The following is a 24963-nucleotide window of genomic DNA, read 5'->3' as shown; positions in this document are numbered from 1 at the left end:
GGCTCAGCCGACCTGCTTCAGTGCCGCTTCCAGATTGGCCAGGCTGCGCTCGGTCTCGTGCAGCTTGTCGAGGCCGAACAGGCCGATGCGGAACGCCTGGTAGTTCTCGCCCTCGTCGCACATCAGCGGCACGCCGCCGGCTACCTGCACCCCGGCGGCGGCGAACTTGGCCACGATGCCCGGATCGTCGCTGTAGCAGACCACCACGCCGGGCGCTTCGAAGCCCGGCGCCGCCACGCTGCGGTAGCCGTAGCGTGCCAGCAGTTCACGCACGCCGCGTCCCAGCGCCCACTGCTCCTCGCGCACCTTGTCGAAGCCGTACTCGGCGGTCTCGTGCATGATGTCGCGCAGCCGGGCCAGACCATCGGTCGGCAGGGTGGCGTAGTATGCGTGGCCGCCGTTCTCGTAGGTCTCCATGATCCACAGCCATTTGCGCAGGTCGCAGGCGAAGCTGGTGCTGACGGTCTCTTCGATACGCGCCCGCGCCCGCTCGGAGAGCATCACCATGCCGCAGCAGGGTAGCCCGCTCCAGCCCTTCTGGGGGGCACTGACGAGCACGTCGACGCCGATCTCCTGCATGTCCACCCACAGCGTGCCGGAAGCGATGCAGTCGAGCACGAACAGGCCGCCGACCTCATGTACCGCCGCCGCCACCCGGCGCAGGTAGTCATCGGGCAGCAGCAGTCCGGCCGAGGTCTCCACATGGGGCGCGAACACCACGCCCGGACGCTCTTCGCGGATGGTGCGTTCGACCTCCTCGATGGGCGCAGGAGCGAAGGGTGAGCGCTCGTCCTGAGCGTCGACCCGACGGGCCTTGAGCACCGTGGTCGAGGTGGCAATGGCGCCCATTTCCAGGATCTGCGACCAGCGATAGCTGAACTGGCCGTTGCGCACGATCAGGCAGTGCCGGTTGGTGGCGAACTGGCGGGCTACGGCTTCCATGCCGAAGGTGCCGCTACCGGGCACGATCGCCACGCTATGGGCCCGGTAGACCCGCTTGAGAGTCGCCGAGACGTCGCGCATCACCCCTTGGAAGCGCTGTGACATGTGGTTGAGGGAACGATCGGTATAGACCACCGAGTATTCGAGCAGGCCGTCGGGGTCGACATCGGGCAGCAGTCCGGGCATGGGAGTCTCCCTTCTTTCAAGCGAGTGGCGAAAGCGTCATCGGACCGGAAAGGATATGTGGTTTGCGGGTGGCGGGCCAGCGCTAGGCCTAAGTTACCTTGGAATCGACGATGCCGAGAGCGGAAAGCAGCGCTGTCAACCGGAGCCGGTCAAGCGAGTGGGGCCGGACAAGCGAGGGGCTCCGAACCACCGCAGGCTGACGAGCCTGCGGTTGAAGAACGGGGGCGATCACTTGTGGCAGAAATAGACCTTGGCGGGAGGGATGTTGATCGGTTCGAAGGTGCTCTCCACGCGCGAGAAGATCTGGCGCAGGTCGGAAGAGACCTTGGGCGAGAACTGATAGATCAGCATGGATCCACCGGTTGCCAGGGCTTTCTGACTCTGCTGGAGAATACGCTCGCGGCAGTCGGCCGGCATGGTACTGAAAGGCAGGCCGGCAACCACGTAATCGGCTGCCGGCAGGCCCAGGCGCTCGAGTTCCTCCTCGATGTTTTCCGCGGAGCCGGCTATCACCTTGAGGCGGGGGTCGGTCATGGAGCGGTTCAAAAAGTCGACGAAATCGTCGTTGGTCTCGATGACCACCAGCGTTGCGTCGGGGTGCAAGCGACTCAGGATCTCGTGGGTGATGGTGCCCACGCCGGGCCCGTATTCGACGATCACACGTGCTCGATCCCAGTCCACGGGCTCCAGTAGCCGGCGAATGAGGAATGACGAGCTGGGGATGATGGAGCCCAGCATGCGGGGATGCTTGAAGAAATTGCGTGCAAAGAGTGTCAGCTGGGCTCGTCGTTCAGGGCCTGCCAGGACCGGGGGTCGCTCTTGAACCGCCATGGGCATTCCTCCTTCAGTTGTAGCTGAATATGCCTCCACTCTAGGCTAGCCGAGGGCTGCATGAAAGAGTGGCTTGCCTGGCGGGGTGGGCCAAGCGCCGGATCTCGAGCTTCAGCGTTGAATTACTGCTAAAGAAGGATGTGGAATATACTTGACGATAATCTGGGCGATGTTTAGCTTGAATGTTGAAACTTTCAGTGAACGTCTTGCATTATTCTTGACGTCTGCACCCCTCTGAAATCGCCACGGGTGAAACGATGCCTCACGACAAGACCAACGAATCGCACCTTCATCCGCCGCCCTTGATTACGTTCACAGGCGTCCAGAAGACCTACGACGGCGAGCATCTGGTGGTCAAGGATCTCAACCTGACGATTCGCCAAGGGGAGTTCGTCACGCTGCTGGGACCATCCGGCTCCGGCAAGACCACCTGTCTGATGATGCTGGCCGGTTTCGAAGTACCAACCAGCGGTGACATCTTCCTACGTGCGCAGCGGCTCAACAGCGTGCCGCCCCACAAGCGCAACTTCGGCATGGTGTTTCAGAACTATGCCCTGTTTCCCCACATGACGGTAGAGGAGAACATCCGCTACCCGCTCAAGACGCGCCGCATGCCGGCTGCCGAGGCTGACCGCAAGGTGGCTCACATTCTCGACATGATCCAGCTGCGCGACTTTGCCAAGCGTCGCCCCACCCAGCTCTCCGGGGGCCAGCAGCAGCGTGTGGCGCTGGCCCGCTCGCTGGTCTTCGAGCCGCAACTGGTGTTGATGGACGAGCCGCTGGGAGCGCTGGACAAGCAGCTGCGTGAGCAGATGCAGCTGGAGATCAAGCATCTCCACGAGCGGCTTGGGCTCACCGTGGTCTTCGTCACCCACGACCAGAGCGAAGCGCTGACCATGTCGGACCGGGTGGCGGTCTTCAACGATGGCGTCATTCAGCAGATCGACACCCCGACCAACCTCTACGAGCATCCCGCCAATGCCTTCGTCGCCCAGTTCATCGGCGAGAACAACACCCTGGCAGGGCGCATTCAGTCGGTGGAAGGTCGTCACTGCCGGGTCAGTTTCGGCGACGGTTTCAGCACGGGTGCGCTGATCGGCAACGGGCTCGCGGTGGGGGATGCCACGCGGCTGTCGATTCGCCCCGAGCGGGTCAAGCTCAACGGCTCCGCCCAGGGCCTGCCCAATCGGCTCCAGGCGCGCATCCGTGAGTTCATCTACCTGGGCGACCACTTGAGAGTCCGCTGCGAACTGGCCGGAAACGACGAGTTCATGGCGCGGGTGCCGGTGGACGACTTCGAAAGCAGCATGCAGCCGGGCGATGTGATTGAACTCGGCTGGCGAGACGAGGACGTGCGCGCACTCGACGCCTCCTGATCCACAACAACGTAATAATTCAATAACAAAGGCCTTTGGCCGGGAGATAGACATGACTCAACAGCGCTTCCCATTGTCCCGCATCAGCCGCGGCATCGCCCTCGGCGGCCTGGTCACCCTCGGTCTGGCGGTTTCCGCCAGCGCTCAGGCGCTGACCGTGATCTCCTTCGGTGGCGCCTCCGGCGATGCCATGCAGCAGGCCTACTACGGCCCCTTTACCGAGGAGACGGGCATCCGCCTCACACCGGGTGACTACAACGGCGAGCTGTCGCGCATCCGCGCCATGGTGGAAACCGGCAACGTCAGCTGGGATCTGGTGGAAATGGAATCTCCCGAGCTGGTGCGCGGCTGCTTCGAGGGCCTGTTCGAGCCCATCGACTGGCAGCGCCTGGGGCTGGGCAGCGTATTGATCGATGCAGCCTTCGACGAGTGCGGCGTGGGCACCTTCGTGTGGTCGACGGTGCTGGCCTACAACGCCGATGCGCTGGATAGCGCGCCGACCTCCTGGGCCGATTTCTGGGATGTCGAGCAGTTCCCCGGCACCCGCGGGCTGCGCCGTGGCGCCAAGTACACCCTAGAGTTCGCGCTCATGGCCGACGGCGTGGCCGCCGATGAGGTCTATGAGGTGCTGCGCACGGACGAAGGGGTCGACCGCGCCTTTGCCAAGCTCGACGAGATCAAGAGCCACATCCAGTGGTGGGAGGCCGGTGCCCAGCCGCCGCAGTGGCTGGTATCCGGCGACGTGGCGATGACATCCGCCTACAACGGCCGTATCGCCGCAGCTCAGGAGGAGGGCAGTAACCTCGAGATCGTGTGGAACGAGAGCATCTACGACCTCGACTACTGGGCCATCGTCGCCGGCAGTGAGCACGTCGACGAGGCCTATGCCTTCATCGAGTTTGCCAGCCAGCCCGAGACTCAGGCGGCCTACTCCAGCCAGATTCCCTACGGTCCGGTGCACCCGGAAGCCATCGCCCAACTGGACGAGGCCCAGGCGCGACGCATGCCCACCTACGAGGAGAACATGGTGGGGGCGCTGGCCATCGATACCGGCTTCTGGGTCGATCATGGCGAAGAGCTGGAGCAACGCTTCAGCGCCTGGGCGTCCCGCTGAGGGACGTCGAGCGGCGGCGGCCTCGAGGTCGCCGCCAGCCCTGCTTCCACGTCGGGCCCGCCATGGGCTGGCCCGACACGCTTGATCCATGGGGAAGGCGATGTCTGCGAACCTGACGGCCACCATGTCGCCAGCCAAGCCTGGCGGTAACCTCAAGGCGCAGCTACGCCGTGCCGAACGGCTGCGCAAGCTCAAGGCCATCGGCCTGGTGGCGCCGCTGGCGCTGTTTCTGATCGTCGTTTTCGTCGTACCCATTGGCAACATGTTGTGGCGCAGCGTCGATAACACCGAGCTTGATTCGGTGATGCCGCTCACGGCAGAGGGGCTGCGCCACTGGGACGGCAGCGGGCTGCCGGACGAGGCTACTCTGGCGGCCTTCGCCGCCGAGCTGCGTGATTCACGTCAGGGCGGTGGGCTGGGGCGCATCAGCCGGCGCCTCAACTACGAGGACTCCCGCTATCGCAGCCTGCTGATGAATACCCTGCGTGGCCTGCCGACGGTGGATGCGGTCGGCCCCGATACCGATTGGGTCGCGACCCTGGCCGAGATCGATCCCGCCTGGGGCGAGACCGAGACCTGGCTCGGCATTCAGCGTACCGCGCCCACCACCACCGACCGCTACCTGCTGGCCTCGCTCGATCTGCAGCGTGGCGCCGACGGAGAGATCCAGCGCGTCGCCGAGCGCGACCGCCTCTACCTGAGCGTGTTCCAACGCACGCTGGTGATTGCCGGGGGCGTGACCCTGATCTGCCTGGCACTGGGCTTCCCGCTGGCCTATCTGCTGGCCACGCTGCCGGCCAAGACCAGCAACATGCTGATGATTCTGGTGCTGCTGCCGTTCTGGACCTCGCTGCTGGTGCGTACCGCGGCGTGGATCATCCTGCTGCAGTCCAACGGCCTGGTGAACCAGAGCCTGCTCTTCACCGGGCTGATCGACTCGCCGCTGCAACTGGTGTTCAACCGCATCGGGGTGTTCTTCGCCATGGTGCACATCCTGCTGCCGTTCATGGTGCTGCCGCTGTACAGCGTGATGAAGGGCATCTCACCGAGCTACCAGCGCGCCGCGGTATCGCTAGGGGCGCACCCCTTCGCCGCCTTCTGGCAGGTCTACGTGCCGCAGACCATCTCCGGCGTGGCGGCCGGCACCATCCTGGTCTTCATCATGGCACTGGGTTACTACATCACCCCAGCGCTGGTGGGCGGGCCGGCCGATCAGATGGTGAGCTACTACGTGGCCTACTACACCAACACCACCAACAACTGGGGCATGGCGGCGGCGCTGGGCAGCCTGCTGCTGGTGGTCACGCTACTGCTCTATCTGGTTTACCACCGCCTGGTGAACCGCAAGCAGCTGATCAGGAGCTGAGCCATGTCACTACCTCCCTACGCCTCACCGGTAGAGAAAGTGTGGTTCTGGGTCTTTCGCATCTTCTGCGGCCTGATACTGCTGTTCCTGATCGCGCCGGTGCTGGTGATCGTGCCGCTGTCATTCAGCAGCGGCTCGTTCCTGACCTACCCACTGCCGGGTTTCTCGCTGCGCTGGTACGAGGCGATCTTCACCTCCGCGGCGTGGATGGGGGCGCTCAAGAACAGTCTGATCGTGGCGCCGCTGGCCACGCTGCTGGCGATGATTTTCGGCACCCTGGCGGCGGTGGGGCTCAATCGCGCCGAGTTTCCCGGCAAGGGGCTGATCGTGGCGCTGCTGATCTCGCCGATGGTGGTACCGCTGGTGATCGTCGCGGTGGGTATGTACTTCTTCTTCGCCCAGGTTGGCCTGCTCAACTCCTACACCGGGCTGGTGCTGGCCCATACGGTGCTCGGCGTACCCTTCGTGGTGATCACCGTCAACGCCACCCTGCAGGGCTTCGACTTCAATCAGGTGCGCGCTGGGGCGAGCCTGGGTGCCAACCCCATGCGGGTGTTCTTCACCATCGTGCTGCCGCAGATCGTGCCCGGCGTGGTATCGGGTGGGCTGTTCGCCTTCGCTACCTCGTTCGACGAAGTGGTGGTGGCATTGTTCATCGCCAGCCCCACCGAGCGCACCCTGCCGATCCAGATGTTCTCCGGCATTCGCGAGAACATCAGCCCCGCCATTGCCGCCATGGCCACCATTCTGATCCTGATCTCGACGCTGCTATTGGTTACCATGGAACTGTTACGACGGCGCAGCGAGAGGTTGAGGGGCAATGCCTGACGCTCCTCATTCTGCCAACTTGCCGCCTTTGCGCCCCGTCTCGACGGGGCGCAGTCGTGTCCTGAGGCCTGGGCGCCCGCAGTGGCGGGACCCTGTATCGGAGCATTGCGTGAACGACTTCCTGATCGTCGGCGGTGGTGTCATCGGCATGCTGACCGCCTGCCAGCTGGCCGAGGCCGGCCATGGCGTTACCCTGCTGGAGCGAGGCCGCTGCGGCCAGGAGGCCTCCTGGGCCGGCGGTGGCATCGTCTCGCCGCTCTACCCCTGGCGCTACAGCGAGCCGGTATCGCAGCTTGCCCGGGGGGCGGGAGAGCGCTATGCCGAGATGGCGGCGCAGCTGCGGGAGGCCACCGGCGTCGACATCGAATACCGCCAGAAGGGGCTGCTCTACCTGAGCGTGGACGACGCCGAGCGCGCTCGCGACTGGGCGCAGCGTCAGGGCTGGCCGCTGGAGCGGGTCGATGCCGACTTCATCTACCGCCAGGAGCCCTGGCTGGTAGAGGGGCTGGGCGAAGGATTGTGGATGCCCAGCCTCGGCAGCGTGCGCAACCCGCGGCTGTGCCGGGCGCTGCGCGCGCGACTGGAGATGTTGCCCAACGCCCGAGTGGTGGAAGAAGCGGACGTCGAGCGGCTGATCGTCGAGCGGGGGCGGGTGCTGGGAGCCGTTGCCGGACAGCAGCGCATCGCTGCCGGGCGGGTGATCCTGTGCAGCGGCGCCTGGAGCGGGGTGCTGCTGGCCGACCATGACGTGGCACTGCCGGTACGCCCGGTGAAAGGCCAGATGATGCTGTTCGCCACCCCGCCCATGCCGGGCGGGCGCCAGCTGCTGGAACGGGTGGTGCTGGCCGATGGCCGCTACCTGATTCCGCGCGGCGATGGCCGGGTGCTGGTCGGTTCGACCCTGGAGCAGACCGACTTCGACAAGAGCACCACCGAGGAGGCACGCGAGTCGCTGTGGCACAGCGCCGTGGCGATGCTGCCGGCACTGGCCGAGTGCCGAGTCGAGCATCACTGGGCCGGGCTGCGCCCGGCGGCACCGGACGGCATCCCCTTCATCGGCGCCGTACCCGGCATCGAGGGGCTCTTCGTCAATGCCGGGCACTACCGTAACGGCCTGGTACTGGCGCCGGCGGCGACCCGGTTACTGGTCGATCTGCTGCTCGGGCGGGAACCGGCCATCGACCCCGCGCCCTATCGTCCGGCACGGCGTTCCGGACGGCCGGGCTCAGCTGCGCTGGGCGGCCTGGATCGCCGTCAGCGCGATGGTGTAGACGATGTCGTCGACCAGGGCGCCACGTGAGAGGTCGTTGACCGGCTTGTTGAGCCCCTGCAGCATCGGCCCCACGCTGACCACCCGCGCACTGCGCTGCACCGCCTTGTAGGTGGTGTTGCCGGTGTTGAGGTCGGGGAACACGAACACCGTGGCACGGCCCGCCACCGGCGAGTCAGGTGCCTTCTGGCGGCCCACGCTCTCGATCGCGGCAGCGTCGTACTGCAGCGGGCCGTCGATCAACAGATCGGGTGCCAGCTCGCGGGCCAGTCGCGTGGCCTGGCGCACCTTGTCGACGTCGGCACCGCTGCCGGACTCGCCGGTCGAATAGCTGATCATGGCGACTCGCGGCTCGATGCCGAAGGCCTGGGCGGAGCGCGCGCTCTGAATGGCAATCTCGGCCAGCGCCTCGGCGTCCGGATCCGGGTTCACCGCGCAGTCGCCGTAGACCACCACCTGCTCCGGCAGCAGCATGAAGAAGATCGACGACACCTGGCGATAGTCGGGCGCGGTCTTGATCAGTTGGAAGGCGGGGCGCACGGTGTTGGCGGTGGTGTGAATGGCGCCGGATACCAGGCCATCGACCTCGTCGAGCTGCAGCATCATGGTGCCCAGCACCACGTTGTCCTGCAGTTGATCCTCTGCGGTCAGCTCGTTCACCTTGCCGCGCCGGCGCTCCACCATGGGCGCCACGTAGCGGCTGCGAATGTGCTCAGGGTCGAGGATTTCGAGCCCTTCCGGCAGTTCGATGCCGCGGTTGCGGGCGACCTCTTCCACTTCTTCGCGGCGGGCCAGCAGCACGCAGTTGGCGATGCCGCGGCGCTGGCAGATGGCGGCGGCCTCAACGGTGCGCGGCTCGCTGCCCTCGGGCAGGATGATGCGCCGGTTGGCGCGCTGAGCCAGCTTGACCAACTGATAGCGGAACGCCGAGGGTGACAGCCGACGGGCAAAGCCCCGGCTCAGATGGTCCTTGAGCCATTGCAGATCCAGATGTCCGGCCACGAAGCGGGCCACCTGCTCGGCGCGCTCCAGGTCGTCCATGGGGATGTCGTTGCCCATCCGGCCCAGGTTCTTGGCGGTGGTGAAGCTGTCGGTGTCTACCGCCAGTACAGGCATGCCGGTCTTCAGCGCCGGGCGGCACATCTCGATCATGTTGTCGTTGGGCATGAAGCCGTTGGTCAGCAGCACGCCGGCCATGGGAACGCCGTTCATGGTGGCTAGCGCCGAGGCCAGCACGATGTCGTCGCGGTCGCCGGAGGTCACGATCAGGCTGCCGGGGCGAAACACGTGCAGGGCGTTGGCGGCGCTGCGGGCGCACAGGCTGGTGGAGAGTACGCGGCGGTTGGCGGCGTCGCCCTCGTGCAGGAACCTGGCGTCGAGCGCCCGTGCCACGTCGATCACCCGCGGTGCGATCAGTGCCGGGTTGTAGGGCACCACTCCGATCAGGTGGAAACGGTCGGTGGCCAGCGCCGGTGAGTGGCGGCGCAGTTCGTCCAGGAAGGTGTCGTCGAGCATGACGCTGCTGGTACCGGGTGCCAGCGTGGGCTCCTCGCCGCCGGGCAGGTTCTGCATGCGCATCAGGATGCAGCCTAGGGTACGCGCCGAACCCACTCCGCCGAAGGCGCTGGCGTGCATGTCGAGCTGTTCGGCCAGCGCTTCAGGGGCCGCGGCGTCGCCGCTGCCGACCAGAATGACGCGTGCATTGAGCGCATGGGCCAATTGGGCGTTGAGCTGGGTGGCGTAGGTGCCGTGAGCGGTGGGAACCACCCCTTCCACCACGATCAAATCGGGGGTGGTGTCGTCGTGGCCGTCCATGGCCTGGTCGAAGAGCTCGATGACCTGCTCCATCAGCACGTCGAGGCGGTCCTGGCGCAGCAGGCGCTCCATGTCGGCCTGGGCGATGGGGGCCGGCGGGCGCAGATCGAGGGTGCTGCTTACCAGGGCGGTGGAGCGGTCGGGGCCGGGGCCGTTCAGCTCGTCCTGGCGGAACGGCTTGAGAAAACCCGTTTTCAGACCGATGGTATCCAGCGCCTGCATCAGCCCCAGGCAGGCGGAGGTCAGCCCGACTCCCACTGAGGTGGGAACCATCAGCAGTACCTTGGTGTGTGAACGTGTATCGTGTGGTGTCATGCAGCGGTCTCTTCCAGTCGCTGGCGGGTTTCGGTGGCGATCTGCCCCTCTTCGTCGGTGGGAATGACCCACAGCTGGCGGCCACCGGCATCGATGCGGCCCTCGCGGCCGCGGATCGTCTCGGCGTTGACCGTGTGATTGAGCTGCAGGCCGAAGTGCGGCAGCAGGGCGCTAACCCGTTCGCGGACCATGGCGGAGTTTTCCCCGATGCCCCCGGTGAAGACGAGGCCGTCGAGACGGGGCAGGGCGCAGGAGAGCGCCGCCAGCGACTTGGCGATGCGATAGCAGAACACCTCGATGGCAAGTGCAGCCCCCGCATGCCCCTCAGACTCGGCGACTTCCAGTTCACGCATGTCATTGGTCAGGCCCGATAGCCCCAGCAGGCCACTGCCGCGGTTGAGGACCTCGTCGATGCGCTCGATGGTCCAGCCGAGCTGGCGCGACAGGTGAGCGTGCAGGCCTGGGTCGACGTCGCCGCTGCGGGTGCCCATCACCACCCCTTCCAGGGGCGTCAGGCCCATGCTGGTGTCGAGGCTCCGGCCGTGCCAGACGGCGCAGGTAGAGCAGCCGTTGCCCAGGTGGGCGGTTAGCCAGCCGCCCCCCTCGAGGCCGCTCAGCGCATCGGCGCGACGGCTGACGTAGGCGTGACTGGTGCCGTGGAAGCCGTAGCGGCGAATGGCATGGTCGCGGTAGAGCGCTTCGGGCAGGGCATAGCGGTAGGCCCTCGGTGGCAGGCTCTGGTGGAAGGCGGTATCGAACACGGCCACCTGAGGCAGGTCGGGAAACAGGCGGCGAGTGGCTTTGACCCCCTCCAGGTTGGCTGGATTGTGCAGCGGGGCGAGGGCGGCGGTATGTTCGATTGCCGCCACCACGTCGTCGTCGATCAGCGCGGCGCGGGTAAAGTGCTCGCCGCCGTGTACGATGCGATGGCCGACTGCCACCGGCAGGCGCCCATCTAAGCGCGCGAGAATGGCTTCCAATGCCACGGCATGGTCGGCGGCCCCCAGCGGCTGTTCGAACGACTCGCCCTGGCTGTCGGTTCCCTTCAAACGTGCATCGCTGCTACCCAGGCGCTCGGCCAGCCCCGACAGGCGCGGGCGGTCAGGATCCTTGGGCACGAGGGCGTACTTGATCGAAGAGGAACCGCAGTTGATGACCAGAACCGAAGTCTCCATCCGTTCTCCCGTTGGTAGGCTGTAGGGACAGCATAGACGTCAGACTTTAGTCTACCATGTCCTGCTTCGCAGGCTTATTGTTAAGTCATCTCGAGGCAACCTGTTGGGGCAGGACGAGAACGCTGGCATGCTGAGCGCTTCGCCCCGACCAGAATCCGTCATGAGCACTGCGCTATCCGACCGTCCAGCCGTCCACCCTGGCCTGCTGCCCCGCCATCTCGCCATCGCCATCCTGGTCGCCGTCGCGACGCTGTTTGCCAGCAATCACGTCGCGGCGCGCCTGGCTTTCGACGAAGGCACCGGCTTGTTGCTGGCCGTGCTGGTGCGCTCGGCAACGGCGCTCGCCGTGCTGGTGGTGCTGTTTCTCTGGCAGCGCAAGCGCATCTCCTTTCCGGCCGGTGCCGGGCGCTGGCAGCTGCTGGCCGGCCTGATGGTGGCCATCCAGAGCCTGTGTCTCTATGCGGCGGTGGCGCGCATCCCCGTGGTCGTGGCCTTGCTGCTGATGAATACCTTTCCCATTCAGCTGGCGCTGCTGACCTGGGCGCTGGGCGGGCCGCGGCCGACGCTGCGCGCGGCGCTGATCATGACGGCGATTCTGGTCGGTCTGGTGGTAGTGCTCGATATTCCTGCCTGGCTGGCTGCGCCCGAGGCCCTTGGTCCGGAGTGGCTGCCGGGCATCGCCTTCGGCCTGGGCGCGGCAGCGGCCTTTTCCGTGGCGCTGTGGACCACCGAGCACCATCTGGGGGAGGTGGGCAGCACCCTGCGCAGCCTGCTGACCATGCTCACGGTGCTGGTATTGATGATCGTCGCCGGCGTACTGCAACTGGTGCCGGGCGGCATGACGATGCCAGCAACTCCCACGGGGTGGGGTGCGCTCGCTGCTCTGGCACTGCTCTACAGCGTGGCTTTCTCGGTGCTGTTCATCAGCGTGCCGCGGCTGGAGATGGCGCGCAATGCGCCGGTGATGAACGTGGAGCCGGTGGCCTCGCTGCTGCTCGGCTATCTGGTGTTGGGGCAGATGCTGTCGGGCACTCAACTGGTCGGTGGGGCGATCGTGCTGGGCGGCATCGTGGCGCTGAGCCTGTCTCCACGCTGAAGGCGGCTCTTCGTTACGAATCGAAACTATCTTCTGCTTATTCGACTTGCATGGTCGAAAACCCTGTACCACACTGGACCCGGTGTATGGAAACACCGTTTCTTAATGGAGGTGAAGATATGAAACTGCTAGCCGTTCCCGCTGCAGCACTGATGGCAGGTACGTTCATTTCCTCGGCCCAGGCTCAGCAGCCTCAGACTCAGGCCCAACCTCAAGCTCAAACCCAGACGCAAGCCCAGACCCAGCAGCGTACTCAGGCTCAAGGGCAGGCTCAGCCGCGCACCCAGCAGCAGGCCTATATGCCGATGTACCCGCAAGGCTATATCGGCGCAGACGCCATGTTCTGGGATCTCAGCAACGATGTCGGCCCCTCGGGCGATTCCGCCGGCCTGCGTCTGCGTGGCGGCGCTCAGTTCAACGACTATTTCGGTGTCGAAGCGCACTTGGGTACCGGTGGCTCGGACGGTCCGGTCGAGCTGGATCACCTGATCGGGGCTTACGGCAAGGGTATCCTGCCGCTTTCCGATGAATTCCGCCTGTACGGCCTGGCCGGTATTACCGAGGTCGACTTCGATGTGGGGCGCGAAGATGGCCTCTCCTACGGTGCCGGTGCCGAGTTCGACATCGCGCCCAACTTCTCCGTCGGCGCCGACTACATGCGTTACCTGGATCGCTCCGACCACACCTTCGACGCGGCCAGCGTCGGTTTGCGGTTCCGCTTCTAAGCCGCCATCTGAGGCAAGTCGTGATAGCCAAGCGCCCCGGTCCAATGGCCGGGGCGCTTTCTGTCGTTCGTCATGCCTGGTCGCAGGTTCAGCCGCCGATCCACCTGCCATGTTCCTTCCACCTGGCCAGCAGTGCGGGCAGTTGCCTCAGCTCAGGGCCCTCCACGACCTCGACCCGAAAGCCCTGTCGGCGCTGCAGTTCGGTAAGTCGCTGCTTGGCCTTGTCGAACTCGCCGCAGGCGAGCAGGACGCGGGTCGCCGAGAGCCCGGCGGAGTGATCGAGGATTTCATGCAGCCGCTTCAGGCCCTGCTCGAGGCAGACTTCTGCCCCAGGGCGGGCGATCAGCCATTCGACGAACAGGAGCTGGTTGCGCTCGACCGCCAGGCAGTCCGACACCACGGGCTCGTGATTGTGTTGAACGCTCAGGTCGAGTATGTGGGCCTCGCAGCAGGCGTGGGCCAAGCCGGCCTCCTGCGTGCTGAGCCAGGTGTACTCGGTGAGCCAGCCGCCGCCCAGGTAGAGGGCACCTTCCAGTGTATCGATGACGACACTGTGCGGGTCGTCGCTCGTCCATTGCAGCAGCTGGGCCTCGCTGAGAACGTTCAACGCATCGGTGGCGGGAAAGTGTGGGGACGCCCGCAGTCGCTGGCGTTCGCCGCCGGGGCGTAATTGTGGCCCCGAGCGTGGATCGGAAGCCGTCAGCACGCCATCGGTGCCATGGACCATGTCGTGCAATTCACCGAGCAGGACGGCCAGCCGATCGGCATGATGAGCAAGATAATACGTGAGAGGCTTGCGGAGCTGGCAGGCGTCGCGCCAGGCGGCACCGTCGGAGAGGGCGCGAACGCGCTTGCGCCCGTTGGCCTGCAGGTAGCGGTCGACATTCAGTACCGGCTCGATGGCGATGGTATCAGGCTGCCTGTCGGTGCTGTCGCAGTCCATGCGGTAAAGTACTCCTGCCTGAGTGTCCACGTACAGCCAGTCGGCCGAGCACTGCTGCATGGCCTGCTGAAACATCAGCGCGGTCAGGGTGCCGCATTCGCCCAGGTCCAGCGTCACCGAGAGATTGGTGGCGTCGAACTGCTCACGATAGAGGCTCTCGGCCAACTCGTTGGCATAGATGGCACAGCGCATCGGGTCCTGGGTGGCGAGGGTTGGACACACCTCGACCTCTATTTCGCCGCTCATTTCGTGACGCAGCAGGATGGCCAGGCGTTCGGCGGCCTGGGGCGATGCCTGGCACGGCACCAGCACGACCCGCTGTGGGCGCAGCTGCAGTATCGGGATCAGGCTCACTTCGGGGCGTTCGGTCACCAGCGCGACGTGCAGGTGTGACATGGGCTCGCTCCCTCCGCAATTCTCCTTGCCGGTTTCTACAGGCTACATCCGAGCGTTCCCCGATGTCGCCTATGGCGGAAAAAAAACACGCCGGCCACTTGGGCCGGCGTGGGCAGAACCAACGAGGGCTCACACCTCCTTGTAGAGCTCAGCGCCTTGCTTGCGGAACTTTTCCGCCTGCTCCTCCATGCCTTTCATCACCGCGTCGGCATCGCCGGTGAGGCCGTGCTCGGCGGCGTAGTCGCGCACTTCCTGGGTGATCTTCATGGAGCAGAACTTGGGTCCGCACATGGAGCAGAAGTGGGCCACCTTGGCGGAGTCCTTGGGCAGCGTCTCGTCGTGGTACTCGCGGGCGGTGTCCGGATCCAGGCCGAGATTGAACTGATCCTCCCAGCGGAACTCGAAGCGCGCCTTGGACAGAGCGTTGTCACGCCTTTGCGCTGCAGGGTGGCCCTTGGCCAGATCTGCCGCATGGGCAGCAATCTTGTAGGTGATGATGCCGGTCTTGACGTCATCCTTGTTGGGCAGGCCGAGGTGCTCCTTGGGCGTGACGTAGCACAGCATGGCGCAGCCGAACCAGCCGATCATCGCCGCACCGATGCCGGAGGTGATGTGGTCGTAGCCCGGGGCGATGTCGGTGACCAGCGGGCCGAGGGTATAGAAGGGCGCCTCGTCGCAGTACTCCAGCTGCTTGTCCATGTTCTCCTTGACCAGGTGCATGGGCACGTGGCCGGGGCCTTCGATCATCACCTGCACGTCGTGCTTCCAGGCGATCTTGGTCAGCTCGCCCAGGGTCTTGAGTTCGGCCATCTGTGCTTCGTCGTTGGCGTCGGCGATGGAGCCGGGGCGCAGACCGTCACCCAGCGAGAAGGCGACATCGTACTGCTTGCAGATTTCGCAGATCTCCTCGAAGTGGGTGTAGAGGAAGCTCTCCTGGTGGTGGTAGAGGCACCACTTGGCCATGATCGAGCCGCCGCGGGAGACGATACCGGTGACGCGCTTGGCGGTCAGCGGCACGTAGCGCAGCAGCACCCCGGCGTGGATGGTGAAGTAGTCCACGCCCTGCTCGGCCTGCTCGATCAGGGTGTCGCGGAACACCTCCCAGGTGAGGTTCTCGGCCACGCCGTTGACCTTCTCCAAGGCCTGGTAGATCGGCACCGTACCGATCGGCACCGGCGAGTTGCGAATGATCCACTCGCGGGTCTCGTGGATGTTCTGGCCGGTGGAGAGGTCCATGATGGTGTCCGCACCCCAGCGGATGCCCCAGGTCATCTTGTCGACCTCCTCCTCGATGGAGGAGGTGACCGCCGAGTTGCCCAGGTTGCCGTTGATCTTCACCAGGAAGTTGCGGCCGATGATCATCGGCTCCGACTCCGGGTGGTTGATGTTGCAGGGAATGATGGCGCGACCGGCGGCTACCTCGGCGCGCACGAACTCCGGGGTGATCTCTTCCGGCAGGCGTGCGCCGAAGCTCTGGCCCGGATGCTGATGGCCGAGGATGCGCTCGACCTCGGCGGTGCCCAAGGCCTGGCGGCGCTGGTTCTCGCGGATGGCGATGAACTCCATCTCCGGCGTGATGATGCCCTGGCGGGCGTAGTGCAGTTGAGTGACGTTCTTGCCGGGTTTGGCGCGGCGTGGCGTGCGGGAGAGGTCGAAGCGCAACTGGGCCAGGGTCGGGTCGTTGGCGCGGCGCTTGCCATACTCGCTGGTGGGACCGTCGAGGAACTCGGTATCGCCGCGCTCTTCGATCCAGGCGCGGCGCAGCTCGGGCAGGCCACGACGCAGGTCGATCTCGGCCTGCGGGTCGGTGTAGGGGCCGGAGGTGTCGTAGACCAGCAGCGGCGGGTTCTGCTCATCCGGGCCCATGCCGGAGGTCTTGGTCGGCGACAGCGAGATCTCGCGGAAGGGTACGCGGATGTCGGGGCGCGAGCCCTCGACGTAGAGCTTGCGCGAGCCGGGCAGCGGCTGGATGGCGGCCTCGTCGACCTTGGCGGTCTCGGCGAGGAAGTGGGCGGTCTTGCTCATAAACTGGAATCCTTGATGCGTTGTTGTCGGTCAGGGGAGCGTCAGAGGCTGCGGTCGAGCCCCATCTGCCAGAAATCGATCTCGAGCCGGGTGGCATCACGGAACACCTCGACGAGCTCGTCGAAGCGTGCCGGGGTGACGTCGGCCAGGCGGGCGTCGAGCCAGGCCAGTTCCGCCTGCATGGCGGCCTGGAACTCCTCGCCTTCGTACATGGCGATCCAGGCCTCAAAGGGGTTGGCGTTGCCGCGTACCGTGGAGTCTTGAGCATTGAGCCAGTTGGCGATCTCGCCGTAGCCCACCAGGCAGGGGGCCAGTGCCACGTGGAGGTCGAGCAGATCGCCGCGGTTGCCGGTATCGAGCACGTAGCGGGTGTAAGCCATGGTGGCGCGGGCCTCGGGCAGCGCGGCCAGCTCCGCCTCGGAGATGCCCCATTCGCGGCAGTAGCCCACGTGCAGGCCGAGTTCTACGTCGACGATGGCCTTGAGCCCCTCATGGGCCTGGCGCAGGTCGGCCAGGGTGCGGCTCTTGTAGGCGGCCAGCGCATACGCGCGGGCGAAGTGGATCAGGAACAGGTAGTCCTGCTGCAGGTAGTGGCGAAAGGCGCCTTCATCCAGGGTGCCAGTGCCCAGGCTGCGGACGAAGTCGTGCTCGATGTAGGCGCGCCAGTCGTCGTGGCAGGCGCGGGTCAGGTCGGTGAAGCGATAGCCCATCTTGCCTCCGGGTGAGAACGGATCCGGAGCGCGGGCGAAGGGGGGAAGAGTGGGTCAGGGCTGAAGAAAGAGAGAGCTGGCGCCTGGCCACCGCTTGATTCCTACGCCGGTACGAGCCGGATCAGGTTCAACGGGCCCCGCCGTGACGACGCGTCTGCAGCAGACATGTCGTATGGCGATCTCAGCCGGTTCCACCGGCACCCCGTCAAGCGTTGTGGCCAGTCTAGCAGGTCAGCGGCCGCTTTCCAGCCATGCGGGCCATTTGGTTCATTCCCTCTGCTTTATTCCACCTGCACGTCCAACCGTTCGAACCAAGCTTCGCTCTCAGGCAGCACCAGCTCGCTCTCGGGCAGAACCAGCTCGCTGGCGGGCACCCCGCTGGTGTACCACGAGCGAGCGTTGCGCAGCTGCCAGCGGCGTCCGCCCTCGTCGATCTCAATGCCCAGTCGAAGCGGGCCATAGCGGGCGAAGGCGCGACCGGCAAGCTGGGAGTCGCGCAGAGCGAGGTTGGCCAGCAGCTCCAGGCGCTCGCCGCCCTGCACGGCGAGGTTCTCCAGCCGTACGGTGTCGTCGTTCAGCATCACCCGAGCCTCGCCGTGAACCTCGCCGAAGGTGAGGCGTTCACGCAGCCAGCGTCGCTCGCGAGCGGCATCGACGAGCAGATTCACCAGCAGGCCGCTGTCGCGCATGACCAGTTCCAGTTGGGCGTCGAGTTCCAGTGGCCGCTCCCAGCGCATGCGTCCCTTGGGCAGCTCGAGCCGCGCCCACCAGCCGTGGCTGAGGCTGCCGCCGGCGTCCGCCAGGCGCACGCCGTCGAGACTGAGCCGCGAGCCGGAGACGTCGAAGTCGAGACTCTCCAGGTCGCCGTCGGCGAGCCGGGTCTCCAGATGCAGAGCGCCCTCAAGGGTCTGCTCGTGCAGGGCGAGCCGGGCATCCGGCGCGTGCAGCGCCAGCCGGCCGCGGGCACGCGTGCCTTCGAGCTGCAGATGGGTGGCGAGGCGCGCCTGGCCGCCCAGCAGCTCGATGGCGCCGCCCTGGGGCAGGTAGTCGTTGAGCGCGGCCAGATCCGGCGCCACCAGGTGAGGCAGATCGATGCGCGTACTCAGTTCGCGCAGCCCTTCGGGCAGATCGAAGTGGCGTGCCCGGCTGTGCAAGTCCAGCAGCCGGCCTTCGATCAGTGCCCCGCTGTCGGCCTGGCGGCGCAGGCCGAAGCGGGGCAGCGACAGGCTGAGTTCGGCGCCGGGGTCGTCGACAGTCACGATCAGCGTGCCGTCGCCGAAGGCCTCGTAGTGCAGGAAGCGGGCACCGAGCCGCTCGGAGTGAACGCGCAGTTGGCTGCCGGCCATGGCTTCGCCGTCGGCGAAGCGCAGGTCGGCGCTCAGGCGCCCGCCGCCCTGGATCGCCAGGCCGTGCTCGTCGGGCAGAAAGGCGTTGAGAAAGCCGAGCCGGTCGAGCAGGCCATCCAGCCGCAGCGTGCCGGAAAGCGGCCGGCGTGGCGCTTCGCTGCCGGGCCAGTCGAAGCCGCCCTGGAGCCTTGCCTGGCGAACCGCCAACTGGGTACGCAGGGGCTCGCCGCCGTTCGTTGCGGCGTTCAGGGTCAGGCGGCTGCCGGAGAGATCGAGGTGCTGGCGGGCGGGGTGAAGGTCGCGCAGCACGAGGCTCACGTCCAGTTCGCCGTCGAACGCCTCCTGCAGCAGGCGGCCACGAATGGCATCCCCGGTCAGGGTAGCCCGACCCTGGGCACGCTCCCCGGTAATCACGAGCTCCCCATCGCTGGCGGCCCGGCCGCCGTGCAAGCGTAGCGGCGTCGCCTGGGGTAGGTAGGCATCGAGCACGCTGACGTCGGGAATGCGCGCGCCGCGCCAGGCGATCTCGGCGGTGGTGGGGCGCGCCGTCCGAGGGCTCGCCGCGGCGCTGGCGGCAAGCGCGAGGCGTTCGGCCTGGAACAGCCGGCGACCGTCGCTGAGTCGGGTGAGGTCCACCTCACCGAAGACGAGTTCGAGGCTGGCCTCGGGGTGGGTCTCGCCGGGGCCGAGCACGAAATGCGCGCGGCCGTCGCCGCGGGCGTGAAAGCCGAGCAGGCGTGCGCCCAGCGCCTCGGATCGAACCTCGAGCCGGCTGCCCGACAGTGGCTGCCCGTCGCGCACCTGAAGCACGCCATCGAGCCGGCCGCCGCCCTGCAGGGCAAGGCCGCGTCCGTCTAGCAGTCCGCTGAGAAAAGGGTCGAGCACGGCCAGATTGGCGACATGGCCACGCAGTTCCAGCTCCGCTTGCCATGGCGTTTCGCGATCGCGCAGGGTGTCGTCGTCCAGTTCGCGCCACGCCAGCGGCGAACGAAAGCGGGCGGTGGCCAGCGCCAGAGAAGTGCTGAGCGGCTGCTCCTCGCCTGGGGCGGCCGCCTCGAGCTCGAATTGCGTGCCGGAAACGTCCACTGCGCCACCTTCGACGTCGAGTGCGACGATGGGCAGGTGCAGGCCCAGCCGGCCGGTCAGCGGCTGCTCCCCGAGGCGCACCGAGATGGCCTCTCCGGCGAGATCGAAACCGCCGGTGAGGCGCTCGGCGTCGTAGCTGAGTCCGCCTTGCAACCTGGCCGTGCCCCCTTCCAGCGTCAGCGGTACCGGAGGCGGCAGGTAACGCTGGAGGGCGGCGATGTCGAATGCCTCGGCGTTGCGCCAGTGCAGTTCGGCACGCTGCAGCTCGTCCGGCGGAGCATGCAGGCGCAGCGCGGGGGTCTCCAGCACCAGCCGGAACCCTTCGCCGCCGAGCAGGGGGCGAGCCGAGGTCGCGGGCGAGGGCTGCGGTGACGCCTCGCCCATCTCGATGTCGTCGAGCTCAAGCGCCAGACGTGCGCTCTGTGCCACCTCGACCTCGACGGCGCCGGAGCCGTCGATGCGGTAGAGCGCTCCTGCTTCCAGCCAGTGGCGCTCGTCGAGCCGCACGCTCAGGCGAGGCGAGTCCAGACGCAGACGGCTGCCCGGCAGCACCTCGCCGCGCTCGATGGCGATGTCGCCGGTGAGATCGCCGCGTCCGTCGATCTCGAACCAGCCCAGCGCAGCGAGGTAGGGATTGAAGACGTCGTAGGCGTCACTGCGCCCGGCCAGCGTGAGGCTGCCGGAGACGAAGCGTGTCGCCGCGCCGCCGGGGTGCTCGGCCAGCCTCAGCGGGGCCAGGCGCAGGTCGGCGTCAAGCGTTACGCCTTCCACCAGTGCGGTGTCGTCATGCAACACGGCGCCCTCGTCCAGCTGCAGCGAGGCGCGCTCGGCGCCGAACTCACCGGCGCGCCAATGAACGCCGGCCAGGTGGAGGGTACCGCTGCCCTGCAGCCAATAGGCGTCGAGGCTGGCCTGACGGATCCCCTCGGCTTCCAGCGTGCGAATGCCGACTTCACGGTCGAGCAGGGGAGCGAGGGCGAAGCGCAGGCTGGCGCGTTCGGCCGCCAGGGTGAAGTCACGCTCGGCGGCACTGCCGGCCAGGCGCAGCTGAGTGACCTCGAGCTGACCGGGAAAGAGCGTCCAGGCGCGCTCCCATTCCAGGGAGAGCCGCGGCGTGCGGTCGAGTTGGGCGCGACCCCAGGCGCTGGCGAGCAGGGCATTGGCGGTAATGAGATAGAGCGCGTAGAGCAGCGCCAGAAACAGCACGAGCCATGTCAGCGCCTTGAGTGGCCTGGGGAGGATCATGGATGGTGTTCTCGTCCTTGAGGCATTCACCCCCCTGCGTACTAGCGGCGGCAGCGTTCAGTAGAGCCGAAACTCCTGGTGGTTCGGCACGCCCTGCTGCTCTTCGATCACCTTGCGATAGCGCTTGTACTCCCACTGGTACTGGGCCGGGTCCAGGGCGATGGCGTCTTCCACGCAGGCGTTGACGCCGGTGGCCGACTGCTCCTCGTCGGTAGCATAGACGCGCTCGTCGGCGGCCAGGAAGTGGATGGCGAAGCCGCGTCCGGGAATGCGCCGGGCCACGCCGGTGACGACCCGGGCGTCGGTGCGTGCCACCAGCTTGGGCAGCAGGGTCGCGGTGTAGGCCAGGCGGTGATAGAAGGGCGCGAACACGCCGCTGCCCCAGCTGGGCTCCTGGTCGGGCAGGATGCCTACCGCTTCACTGCGCTTGAGCGCCTTGAGCAGGGCGGCCACACCGCGCGGATTGGTCGGTACCAGGCTCGCCCCCATGCGTTCACGGCCCTGGCGAATCACCGGATCGAGTTCGGCGATCTTGGGCGGCTCGTACATGGCGGTGAAGGGGAAATGGCTGGAGAGCCAGAAGTTGAGCACCTCCCAGTTGCCGAAGTGCGGGGCCAGCACGATCACGCCGCGGCCCTCGGCGCGGGCTTCGTCGAGCAGTTCGCGGCCGTGGATCTCGAGTATCGACTCCTCTACCCGCTGCGGCTCGCCCATCCAGGCGAAGCCCAGCTCGAGCATGGTGGCGGTGGAGTGGGTCAGGCTCTCCCGGGCCAGCCGGCGGCGCGTAGCGGCATCCTGTTCGGGGTAGACCTCGGCGAGATTGATCTCGGTGACCTCGCGCTCGCGCCGGCTGAAACGATGCACCAGCGGGCCGGAAACACGTGCCAGGCGCCACAGCATGGCGGGGCGACATCCGGCCAGGGTGCGCCACAGGGCGGCGATGGCGCGGCCTTGCAGGGTGGCGGAAGGGGGCTGCGACTCGCTCATGGTTCAGATCAGCCAGGCATCCACGTTGTCGGGCTCGCGGTGCTCCTGCAAGCGCTTGATGCCCTTGACGCAGCGCACCACCAGCCACACCACGGCCAGCAGCCAGGTCACGAAGCCGATCATCACCAGCGTCAGCACGCCGGAGATGGCAAAGTAGAGCACGGAGAGCCAGAAAGTACGGATCTGGTAGCGGTAGTGCTCGTCGAACCAGTGGGGACCCTGGCCGCGATAGACATAGGCGATGACCACGCCAACGATGGCCGTCAGCCCCCCGCTGACCACGCCGGCCAGAAGCAGGGCATAGACGACGATAGGCAGGGTGATGTCGGGAGTGCCTTTTGGTTCGATGACGCTGTGGTTATCGGGGCTGTCGTTCATGGGCCATCCAGTCAAACACGATTTGCCCCAATGATACCGGTCATACGCGTCATTGCCAGCGGGCCATTATTCCAGCGTTTCTTTCAGCGGCCGGCTGAGTTCGAGCAGGTTGCCGTCGGGGTCGCGCAGATAGAGCGATTCGATGGGGCCGGTGGCGCCCTGGCGGGAGACCGGGCCGAGCTCGACCTCCACGTCCAGCGCTTCGAGGTGACGCTGGACCTCGTCCAATGGCAGCAGGCTGCGCAGGCACAGGTCCAAGCTGCCCGGCGTGGGCGTAGCGGCACGCGGCTCGATGTCGGTCGCCGTCCAGTGCAGGCGCAGGGCGATGTCGCCGAGCAGCAGATCGACTCGCTCACGATCGCGATAGCGCACCTCGAGCCCGAGTACGCGAGAATAGAAATCCACGGCGCGGGAGATGTCGGTCACGGTGATGACCAGGTGGTCCAGACCTGACAGCATTGCCGGCCTCCTCGTTATGATGTGTTTTTTCGTCAGGCCATGAAGGATACGACGATGCCGACCTGCCCGCTATGCGCTAGCCCGCATTCGCGCCATTTTCATCGCGATGCGCGGCGCGACTACTACCGCTGCGAGAATTGCCGGCTGGCTTTCGTGCCGCCCGAGCAGCGTCTGTCGCCCGAGCAGGAGCGGGCGGTCTACGATCAGCACGAGAACCGCCCCGACGACCCCGGCTACCGACGTTTCCTGTCGCGCCTGTTCGAGCCGCTGCAGCATCGGCTGGCACCGGGAGCCAGCGGCCTCGATTTCGGCGCCGGCCCCGGCCCGACCCTGTCACTGATGTTCGAGGAGGCAGGCCACCCGATGTCGATCTACGACCCGTTCTATGCCCCCGATGCCGGCGTGCTCGAGCGCCGCTACGACTTCATCACCGCCACCGAGGTGGTGGAGCATCTATTCGCCCCGGGGCGCGAGCTCGCGCGTCTAGCGGCGCTGCTGCCACCGGGCGGCTGGTTGGGGCTGATGACCAAGCGGATGATCGGCGAGGAGGCCTTCGCACGCTGGCACTACATTCTCGACCCCACTCATGTGTGCTTCTTCAGCGAGGCGAGCTTCGAGTGGCTGGCCGAGCACCTGGGCATGAGCGTCGAGTTTCCGGCCGCCGATGTGGCCTTGCTGCAGAAGCGCTAATGCAGGCATGTTTTGGCCTGTCTTGCTGTTTTTTATCCTCAGTTTGGTGAATTGCTCTGAGTGAGTGAAAGGAAGCGGATTAAGCATTTGACACCGGCGCTGCCAGGCGTATGATTCGCGCCGCCCCACCCGAGCGTTGGCCAGTCAGTGGTCGAGCGCAAGGGCGATGGGCAGCGTTCCACGGCGTTTTCTGCCATCTTTCTCCCTTTATACATTCTTCGGTTCTGTCGAGAGGCGCGCTGATGTCGCGGCAACTGCTGGCCATGGCCCTGGCTCCCCTGCTGGGTCTCTTCATTCTGGGTATCGGCAATGGCTTCCTGGCCACGCTGATCACGCTGCGGCTCGACGCCGCCGGCGAATCGCCGGTCGTGATCGGCTGGGTCTCCTCGGCCTACTTCATCGGCCTGGCGCTGGGGGCGATGTTCAACGACCGACTGCTGCTGCGCATCGGCCATATTCGCGCCTACGGCAGCTTTGCCTCGCTGGTGGCGGTCACGGTGTTGCTCCAGGCGCTGATCTTCGACCCCTGGGCCTGGTTCGGCCTGCGCCTGATCGGCGGCTGGGCCACCGTGGGGGTCTATCTGGTCATCGAGAGCTGGCTGCTCACCTCGGGCGATCAGAAGGTGCGCGGTAGGCTGCTCGCCCTCTACATGATCTCGCTGTACGCGGCCGGTGTGCTCGGTCAGCTGCTGCTCGGCGTGACCGATGCCATGGGCGAGGCCGCGCCGTTCATGGTCATCGGCATGCTGGCCTCGCTGTCGGTGCTGCCCATGGCGATGATTCCGCGGGTTTCGCCGCTGATCGAGCACGCCGAACCGCTCTCGCCTATGCGGCTGATCGTCATGACCCCCACCGGGGTGATGGGCAGCTTCGGTTCGGGCCTGGCGGTCGCCGCCGTCTACACGCTATTGCCGCTTTATCTACAGCGCATCGGACTCACGGTGGCACAGGTGGGGCAGATGATGGCGGTGGTGATCCTCGGCGCCATGCTGCTGCAGTACCCCATCGGGCGCTGGTCCGATCGTCATGACCGGCAGATCGTGCTGATCATGATCGGGGCCTTCTGTGCCCTGATCTCGGTCGGCATGCTGTTATTGCCGCTCCACACCTGGGTGCTGGCGGCGCTGCTGTTCCTGCTGGGTGGCGGTGTCTTCGCCCTTTATCCCGTGGCGGTGAGCCATGCCGCCGACCGCGCACCGGCCGGGGCCCTGGTGCGCATGAGCCAGGGACTGCTGCTGATCAACGCCATTGGCTCGACGGTCAGTCCGCCGCTGATTTCTCCAGCCATGGCCTGGGTGGGCGATGCAGGCCTGTTCTGGGCCTTCGGTGTCTTGGGATTGTTCCTGGTCGGCTTCTTCACCTGGCGGCGCAGCGTGCGGCCGGCGCCGGTGCCGGTGGCGCCATTCTCGCCCAATACGCCCATGTCGCCGGTGGGTGCCGAGCTCACCGTCACCGAGGAGCTGGTGCAGGGCGCCATCGAGCACGAGCACATGGAGGATCTCTCCAACGTGGTGCCCGAGGTTGAGGTGGCCGAGCCTCTGGTCGGCCCGCCGCCGCCGGACGAGCCGCATATCGTCTTCTATCACGGCGAGGATGACGTTCCGGCCGTCGAGCAGGAAAACGAAGCGCTCGATAGCGGCCCACGACGCTGAAGCTGCT

20 protein-coding genes and 1 riboswitch are annotated in these 24963 nt (G+C 66.3%); of the genes, 9 read left to right on the top strand and 11 right to left on the bottom strand.

Annotated features, from left to right (window positions below; translation table 11 throughout):
* Positions 1-3 precede the first annotated feature (3 nt).
* Both HOP53_RS08170 and HOP53_RS08165 read right to left on the bottom strand, forming a co-directional pair.
* Entirely contained in the window at positions 4-1128 is a 1125-nt protein-coding gene (locus tag HOP53_RS08170; protein ID WP_234269552.1) for an aminotransferase class V-fold PLP-dependent enzyme, read from the bottom strand.
* A 228-nt stretch (positions 1129-1356) separates the two neighbouring features.
* Complete coding sequence (locus HOP53_RS08165; RefSeq protein WP_234269551.1) at positions 1357-1959, bottom strand: class I SAM-dependent methyltransferase; 603 nt, start codon at positions 1957-1959, stop codon at positions 1357-1359.
* Between the two features lie 257 nt (positions 1960-2216).
* Here HOP53_RS08165 and HOP53_RS08160 point away from each other — a divergent pair, with 257 nt between their 5' ends.
* From HOP53_RS08160 to thiO, 5 genes are all read left to right on the top strand, one after another.
* On the top strand, positions 2217-3335 hold the full coding sequence (locus HOP53_RS08160) for an ABC transporter ATP-binding protein (RefSeq protein WP_234269550.1): 1119 nt from the start codon (positions 2217-2219) through the stop codon (positions 3333-3335).
* Between the two features lie 52 nt (positions 3336-3387).
* Positions 3388-4449 carry an ABC transporter substrate-binding protein gene (locus tag HOP53_RS08155; protein ID WP_234269549.1) on the top strand — a complete coding sequence of 354 codons (1062 nt, stop codon included), beginning with the start codon at positions 3388-3390 and terminating at the stop codon, positions 4447-4449.
* A gap of 100 nt (positions 4450-4549) precedes the next feature.
* Complete coding sequence (locus tag HOP53_RS08150) at positions 4550-5815, top strand: ABC transporter permease (protein WP_234269548.1); 1266 nt, start codon at positions 4550-4552, stop codon at positions 5813-5815.
* Between the two features lie 3 nt (positions 5816-5818).
* The gene (locus HOP53_RS08145; RefSeq protein WP_234269547.1) at positions 5819-6643 is read left to right on the top strand and encodes an ABC transporter permease; all 825 of its coding nucleotides are present in this window, start codon (positions 5819-5821) and stop codon (positions 6641-6643) included.
* Positions 6644-6752: 109 nt separating this feature from the next.
* Positions 6753-7943, top strand: a complete 1191-nt coding sequence (thiO, locus tag HOP53_RS08140; protein WP_234269546.1) for a glycine oxidase ThiO — start codon at positions 6753-6755, stop codon at positions 7941-7943.
* Here the strand turns inward: thiO and pta are convergent.
* Both pta and HOP53_RS08130 read right to left on the bottom strand, forming a co-directional pair.
* Complete coding sequence (pta, locus tag HOP53_RS08135) at positions 7869-10043, bottom strand: phosphate acetyltransferase (RefSeq protein ID WP_234269545.1); 2175 nt, start codon at positions 10041-10043, stop codon at positions 7869-7871. The two genes, thiO and pta, sit on opposite strands and share 75 nt — an antisense overlap.
* The gene (locus tag HOP53_RS08130) at positions 10040-11218 is read right to left on the bottom strand and encodes an acetate/propionate family kinase (RefSeq protein WP_234269544.1); all 1179 of its coding nucleotides are present in this window, start codon (positions 11216-11218) and stop codon (positions 10040-10042) included. The genes pta and HOP53_RS08130 overlap by 4 nt, the downstream gene beginning before the upstream one ends.
* A gap of 160 nt (positions 11219-11378) precedes the next feature.
* Here HOP53_RS08130 and HOP53_RS08125 point away from each other — a divergent pair, with 160 nt between their 5' ends.
* Both HOP53_RS08125 and HOP53_RS08120 read left to right on the top strand, forming a co-directional pair.
* Complete coding sequence (locus tag HOP53_RS08125; protein WP_234269543.1) at positions 11379-12314, top strand: DMT family transporter; 936 nt, start codon at positions 11379-11381, stop codon at positions 12312-12314.
* A gap of 119 nt (positions 12315-12433) precedes the next feature.
* Positions 12434-13039 (top strand): porin family protein, encoded by a 606-nt coding sequence (locus tag HOP53_RS08120; RefSeq protein ID WP_234269542.1) that lies wholly within the window; start codon positions 12434-12436, stop codon positions 13037-13039.
* A gap of 88 nt (positions 13040-13127) precedes the next feature.
* Here HOP53_RS08120 and HOP53_RS08115 read toward each other — a convergent pair whose 3' ends face one another.
* The 7 genes from HOP53_RS08115 to HOP53_RS08085 all read right to left on the bottom strand — a co-directional run bounded on the left by HOP53_RS08115 (position 13128) and on the right by HOP53_RS08085 (position 22614).
* A complete protein-coding gene (locus tag HOP53_RS08115; protein WP_234269541.1) occupies positions 13128-14378 on the bottom strand; it encodes a PDDEXK family nuclease in 1251 nt (416 codons plus the stop codon).
* 129 nt (positions 14379-14507) lie between these two features.
* The gene (thiC, locus tag HOP53_RS08110; protein WP_234269540.1) at positions 14508-16403 is read right to left on the bottom strand and encodes a phosphomethylpyrimidine synthase ThiC; all 1896 of its coding nucleotides are present in this window, start codon (positions 16401-16403) and stop codon (positions 14508-14510) included.
* Positions 16404-16444: 41 nt separating this feature from the next.
* Complete coding sequence (gene tenA / locus HOP53_RS08105) at positions 16445-17113, bottom strand: thiaminase II (RefSeq protein ID WP_234269539.1); 669 nt, start codon at positions 17111-17113, stop codon at positions 16445-16447.
* A gap of 81 nt (positions 17114-17194) precedes the next feature.
* Positions 17195-17328: riboswitch (TPP riboswitch) on the bottom strand.
* A gap of 66 nt (positions 17329-17394) precedes the next feature.
* Positions 17395-20790 (bottom strand): translocation/assembly module TamB domain-containing protein, encoded by a 3396-nt coding sequence (locus HOP53_RS08100; protein WP_234269538.1) that lies wholly within the window; start codon positions 20788-20790, stop codon positions 17395-17397.
* A gap of 57 nt (positions 20791-20847) precedes the next feature.
* Entirely contained in the window at positions 20848-21777 is a 930-nt protein-coding gene (locus HOP53_RS08095) for a lysophospholipid acyltransferase family protein (protein ID WP_234269537.1), read from the bottom strand.
* 3 nt (positions 21778-21780) lie between these two features.
* On the bottom strand, positions 21781-22155 hold the full coding sequence (locus tag HOP53_RS08090) for a DUF4870 family protein (RefSeq protein WP_191223955.1): 375 nt from the start codon (positions 22153-22155) through the stop codon (positions 21781-21783).
* A gap of 66 nt (positions 22156-22221) precedes the next feature.
* Positions 22222-22614 (bottom strand): VOC family protein, encoded by a 393-nt coding sequence (locus HOP53_RS08085; RefSeq protein WP_010629364.1) that lies wholly within the window; start codon positions 22612-22614, stop codon positions 22222-22224.
* 54 nt (positions 22615-22668) lie between these two features.
* Here HOP53_RS08085 and HOP53_RS08080 point away from each other — a divergent pair, with 54 nt between their 5' ends.
* Together HOP53_RS08080 and HOP53_RS08075 are read left to right on the top strand one after the other, a co-directional pair.
* The gene (locus HOP53_RS08080) at positions 22669-23304 is read left to right on the top strand and encodes a class I SAM-dependent methyltransferase (RefSeq protein ID WP_234269536.1); all 636 of its coding nucleotides are present in this window, start codon (positions 22669-22671) and stop codon (positions 23302-23304) included.
* Between the two features lie 242 nt (positions 23305-23546).
* Positions 23547-24956, top strand: a complete 1410-nt coding sequence (locus HOP53_RS08075) for an MFS transporter (protein WP_234269535.1) — start codon at positions 23547-23549, stop codon at positions 24954-24956.
* Positions 24957-24963 lie beyond the last annotated feature (7 nt).

The sequence above is a fragment of the Billgrantia ethanolica genome (genome assembly GCF_021404305.1).
Classification (GTDB): domain Bacteria; phylum Pseudomonadota; class Gammaproteobacteria; order Pseudomonadales; family Halomonadaceae; genus Halomonas; species Halomonas ethanolica.
The sequence above is the reverse complement of the archived record's forward strand: the minus strand, read 5'-3'. Positions and strand labels throughout refer to the sequence as shown.

What these genes read in the sequence shown, in the direction of transcription:
- HOP53_RS08120 (WP_234269542.1), top strand. Translation starts at nt 12,434, where the DNA reads ATGAAACTGCTAGCCGTTCCCGCTGCAGCACTGATGGCAGGTACGTTC.
- HOP53_RS08090 (WP_191223955.1), bottom strand. Translation starts at nt 22,155, where the DNA reads ATGAACGACAGCCCCGATAACCACAGCGTCATCGAACCAAAAGGCACT.
- HOP53_RS08085 (WP_010629364.1), bottom strand. Translation starts at nt 22,614, where the DNA reads ATGCTGTCAGGTCTGGACCACCTGGTCATCACCGTGACCGACATCTCC.
- HOP53_RS08170 (WP_234269552.1), bottom strand. Translation starts at nt 1,128, where the DNA reads ATGCCCGGACTGCTGCCCGATGTCGACCCCGACGGCCTGCTCGAATAC.
- HOP53_RS08160 (WP_234269550.1), top strand. Translation starts at nt 2,217, where the DNA reads ATGCCTCACGACAAGACCAACGAATCGCACCTTCATCCGCCGCCCTTG.
- HOP53_RS08130 (WP_234269544.1), bottom strand. Translation starts at nt 11,218, where the DNA reads ATGGAGACTTCGGTTCTGGTCATCAACTGCGGTTCCTCTTCGATCAAG.
- HOP53_RS08155 (WP_234269549.1), top strand. Translation starts at nt 3,388, where the DNA reads ATGACTCAACAGCGCTTCCCATTGTCCCGCATCAGCCGCGGCATCGCC.
- HOP53_RS08145 (WP_234269547.1), top strand. Translation starts at nt 5,819, where the DNA reads ATGTCACTACCTCCCTACGCCTCACCGGTAGAGAAAGTGTGGTTCTGG.
- pta (WP_234269545.1), bottom strand. Translation starts at nt 10,043, where the DNA reads ATGACACCACACGATACACGTTCACACACCAAGGTACTGCTGATGGTT.
- thiC (WP_234269540.1), bottom strand. Translation starts at nt 16,403, where the DNA reads ATGAGCAAGACCGCCCACTTCCTCGCCGAGACCGCCAAGGTCGACGAG.
- HOP53_RS08150 (WP_234269548.1), top strand. Translation starts at nt 4,550, where the DNA reads ATGTCTGCGAACCTGACGGCCACCATGTCGCCAGCCAAGCCTGGCGGT.
- HOP53_RS08095 (WP_234269537.1), bottom strand. Translation starts at nt 21,777, where the DNA reads ATGAGCGAGTCGCAGCCCCCTTCCGCCACCCTGCAAGGCCGCGCCATC.
- HOP53_RS08080 (WP_234269536.1), top strand. Translation starts at nt 22,669, where the DNA reads ATGCCGACCTGCCCGCTATGCGCTAGCCCGCATTCGCGCCATTTTCAT.
- tenA (WP_234269539.1), bottom strand. Translation starts at nt 17,113, where the DNA reads ATGGGCTATCGCTTCACCGACCTGACCCGCGCCTGCCACGACGACTGG.
- HOP53_RS08125 (WP_234269543.1), top strand. Translation starts at nt 11,379, where the DNA reads ATGAGCACTGCGCTATCCGACCGTCCAGCCGTCCACCCTGGCCTGCTG.
- HOP53_RS08075 (WP_234269535.1), top strand. Translation starts at nt 23,547, where the DNA reads ATGTCGCGGCAACTGCTGGCCATGGCCCTGGCTCCCCTGCTGGGTCTC.
- HOP53_RS08165 (WP_234269551.1), bottom strand. Translation starts at nt 1,959, where the DNA reads ATGGCGGTTCAAGAGCGACCCCCGGTCCTGGCAGGCCCTGAACGACGA.
- HOP53_RS08115 (WP_234269541.1), bottom strand. Translation starts at nt 14,378, where the DNA reads ATGTCACACCTGCACGTCGCGCTGGTGACCGAACGCCCCGAAGTGAGC.
- HOP53_RS08100 (WP_234269538.1), bottom strand. Translation starts at nt 20,790, where the DNA reads ATGATCCTCCCCAGGCCACTCAAGGCGCTGACATGGCTCGTGCTGTTT.